The 3,434-nt window shown below is 54.5% G+C and carries 3 protein-coding genes; all 3 read right to left on the bottom strand.

Features of this window, described 5'->3' with window-relative positions; all coding sequences use genetic code 11:
• Window positions 1–935, bottom strand: a 935-nt coding sequence (recF, locus tag ACTG34_RS07965) for a DNA replication/repair protein RecF (RefSeq protein WP_439104417.1), incomplete at its 3' end; no start/stop codon positions are given.
• 34 nt (window positions 936–969) lie between these two features.
• Window positions 970–2,088, bottom strand: coding sequence for a DNA polymerase III subunit beta (dnaN, locus tag ACTG34_RS07960; protein WP_439104416.1), 1,119 nt, complete (start codon window positions 2,086–2,088; stop codon window positions 970–972).
• A gap of 173 nt (window positions 2,089–2,261) precedes the next feature.
• A partial coding sequence (gene dnaA, locus ACTG34_RS07955) for a chromosomal replication initiator protein DnaA (protein WP_439104415.1) occupies window positions 2,262–3,434 on the bottom strand: 1,173 nt, incomplete at its 5' end.

Raw genomic sequence — 3,434 nt, 5'->3', positions numbered from 1 at the left:
GCGACCTCATCAAGTAACAAAATTGGCGCAGCGCCAAAGTCCTCGGACAAAGCACGGCCATTTGCTAAAATCAGTGAGATCAAAAGCGCCTTTTGCTCTCCTGTGGAGCAGTGTTCGGCGGGGACATCTTTCGCTGCGTACACCCCGCTCATATCCGCGCGGTGCGGGCCTATAAGTGTGCGACCAGCTTGCAAATCACGCTGACGGTTATCGCGCAATGCCCTGAGCAAATCATCCTCGGCCTCGGGCAACGGTTTGTCGTCAGAAGCTTGCAACGTCAATGTGGCAACGGGAAAGGCCGTCTTTGCTCCGTCTTGCGCCGCCGCCAGTCGCGCAAGCGTGACCAAACGGTTTTTCATGATATCGGCACCATGCGCCGCCATTTGCGTCTCAAGTGCGCCATACCAATGCGCATCGCGCACCATGTCCTTGAGCAAGCGATTGCGTTCACGCATCGCCTTTTCATAGCCCAACACAGCCTCGGCATGACGAGGTTCAAAGGACATTACCATGCGATCCAAAAACCGCCTGCGCCCCTCAGGCCCCTCAATCCACAACCTGTCCATTGCTGGAATGAGCCAAACCACACGCGCAACACGCCCCAACGCAAGCTGTGCTGCGGCTTTGCCGTCGACCTTGACCGAACGCGATTGCCCCGCCTCCGCCCATGTTTCAATGTCATGCGTTTGATGAAGGGACCGAAGTTCTGCACGGACCTTCCACCCCAGACGCTCGGGCTTTCGAGCAATGTCATCGGGCGAGGCGCGCCGCAACCCACGCCCCGGAGACAGTAACGAAACCGCCTCAAGAATGTTGGTTTTGCCCGTGCCATTGGGTCCATGTATCGCAACAGGCCGCCCGTCCAATTCGAGACGTGCGGCCCTATGTGAGCGAAAATGCGATAGACTTAGCTCTTCTAGATAAAGGCCGCCCATCGCGCCTCACCTGGTTTCTTTGAGCGCCAAATACTCAAACACGCATCGGCATCACAACATAGACGGCAGAGGTATCATTACCTTCTCGCATCAATGTTGGATCACCTGAGGAATTAAACAAAAACACTGCGTTTTCACGGTCCACTTGTGATGCGATTTCCAGCAGGTATTTTGCATTAAAACCGATTTCGAGACGCTCATCGCTATACGCAACAGCCAACTCTTCTTCGGCGGCACCACTGTCAGGCGCGTTGACGGAAAGCGTTAACTTGTCCTCTTCAAGGGACAGCTTCACAGCGCGGGAGCGCTCCGACGAAACAGTCGCAACACGGTCCACGGCCTTCGCAAATTCAGCGGCGTCCACTTCGAGCTTGCGGGTATTTCCGACAGGAATAACACGCGTATAATCTGGGAACGTGCCGTCGATGACTTTGGACGTTAGCGTGATGTTTGGCGTTGCGAACCGCACTTTCGCCTCTGACACAGACACCGCAATCGTCATGTCATCATCATCAAGCAACTTGCGCAACTCTCCTACGGTTTTGCGTGGCACAATCACGCCCGGCATATCAGCCGCACCATCGGGCAGTACTGCATCCACACGCGCGAGACGGTGGCCATCTGTTGCCACACACCGCAGTACTTTTCCGCCCTCAGCGTCAGAAACATGCATGTAGACGCCGTTGAGGTAGTAGCGGGTCTCTTCGGTCGAGATTGCAAATTTGGACTTATCAAACAAACGGCGCAAAACCGGCGCAGGAATCGCAAAATTGCTTTCGTAATCTGCGCTTGCCATCACGGGGAAATCTTCTTTCGGCAGTGTGGCCAATGAAAAATTCGACCGGCCCGCCTCAACGGTTAGACGCCCTGACGCTCCATCATCGTTCAACTGAACCATCGCGCCATCAGGCAATTTTCGCACGATCTCATGCAGCATCACCGCGGATACTGTCGTAGATCCCGCGCGCTCAACCATGGCATTACATTTATCCACAACTTCGATGTCGAGATCCGTAGCGCGAAACGACACATCATTGCCCGCCGCCTCGATCAAAACGTTGGCAAGGATCGGAATGGTGTTGCGGCGTTCCACTACGGATTGCGCCTGTCCCACGGCCTTAAGAAGTTCGCCGCGTTCGATACTGATTTTCATACCACCCTCGTATGTACATTTGACTGGGGAGTTGAACGTAAACCATTCACCACGCAGCGCAAGATATTGTTTGGACAGACTGTGTTGCGTTGTGCCGCAACCGTCAAGGGCAAGCTCCCCTCGCGACAGGATTTGTCACGAAGGAACCGCCTTCTTGCCACATGTTGTGCAGATCACGCCTCAAGAAGGCGGGACAGCAGCTCCAGATCGTCCGCAATTTGACTATCGGATGATTTCAGCTCTTCGATACGCCGAACGCCGTGCATGACAGTCGTGTGATCTCTCCCGCCGAACCTACGTCCGATTTCGGGCAAGGAGCGCGACGTCATTTGCTTTGACAAATACATCGCCACCTGACGCGGACGGGCAATTGCGCGAACGCGCTTGGGTCCAATCATGTCGCTCAACCGGATCGAGTAGTGCTCCGATACCCGTCGTTGAATTTCCTCAACCGTCACTTTGCGCTCGGACGCCTTCAAAATGTCTGCCAAACATTCCTGTGTCATTTCCAATGTGATTTCGCGGCCCACCAAAGAAGCAAAGGCAAACAACCGCATAAGTGCACCTTCAAGAACACGCACGTTTGTGGTGATGCGGTGCGCAAGGAATTCAAGCACGCCGTTGTTGAACACCAAATCGGGATACTGCAGACGGTAGTTTTCCGCTTTGGTTTGCAAAACGCCAAGGCGCAGCTCATAGTCGGTCGGGTGGAGGTCCACCACGAGGCCACACTGCAAACGCGACTTGATGCGATCTTCGAGATCTTTGATCTCGCCGGGTGCGCGGTCAGCGGAAATAATGATCTGCTTATTTTGGTCCACAAGCGCGTTGAACGTGTGGAAAAACTCTTCTTGCGTGCTTTCCTTGCCGGCGATGAATTGAACATCATCGACCATCAACACATCGACGGACCGGAACAGTTGCTTGAAATCGATCATCTGCTTGTCACGCAGCGCTTGCACGAAACGGTACATGAATTGTTCAGCGGATAGATAAAGGACGCGCAATTCGGGGTCGCGCATCTTAATTTCATGGGCGATTGCGTGCATCAGGTGCGTCTTGCCAAGGCCAACACCACCATACAAAAATAGCGGATTAAACGTCACAGGTCCGCCCTCGGCAACACGGCGCGCAGCAGCATGTGCAAGTTCGTTCGGCTTGCCAACAACAAAATTATCAAACGTAAAGCGCGCATCTAGCGGCGCACCGGGTAGCTCGGATTGTGCCGATGTCACGGGTTGCGGCGCCTCTTTGGGCGCGGGACGCGCAACGGGGTCGGCTTGTGCGGCAACAACCTGAAACTCTACGCGAGACGTTTGCGCATTACTTGCTTTCAGATGTGCAAG

It is taken from the genome of Celeribacter marinus (assembly GCF_965656515.1).
GTDB classification, from domain to species: Bacteria; Pseudomonadota; Alphaproteobacteria; order Rhodobacterales; family Rhodobacteraceae; genus Celeribacter; species Celeribacter marinus_D.
This window is presented reverse-complemented; position numbering and strand designations above follow the sequence as displayed.

Excerpts from the sequence above, each read along its gene's own strand:
- dnaN (WP_439104416.1), bottom strand. The coding sequence starts at position 2,088 with ATGAAAATCAGTATCGAACGCGGCGAACTTCTTAAGGCCGTGGGACAG.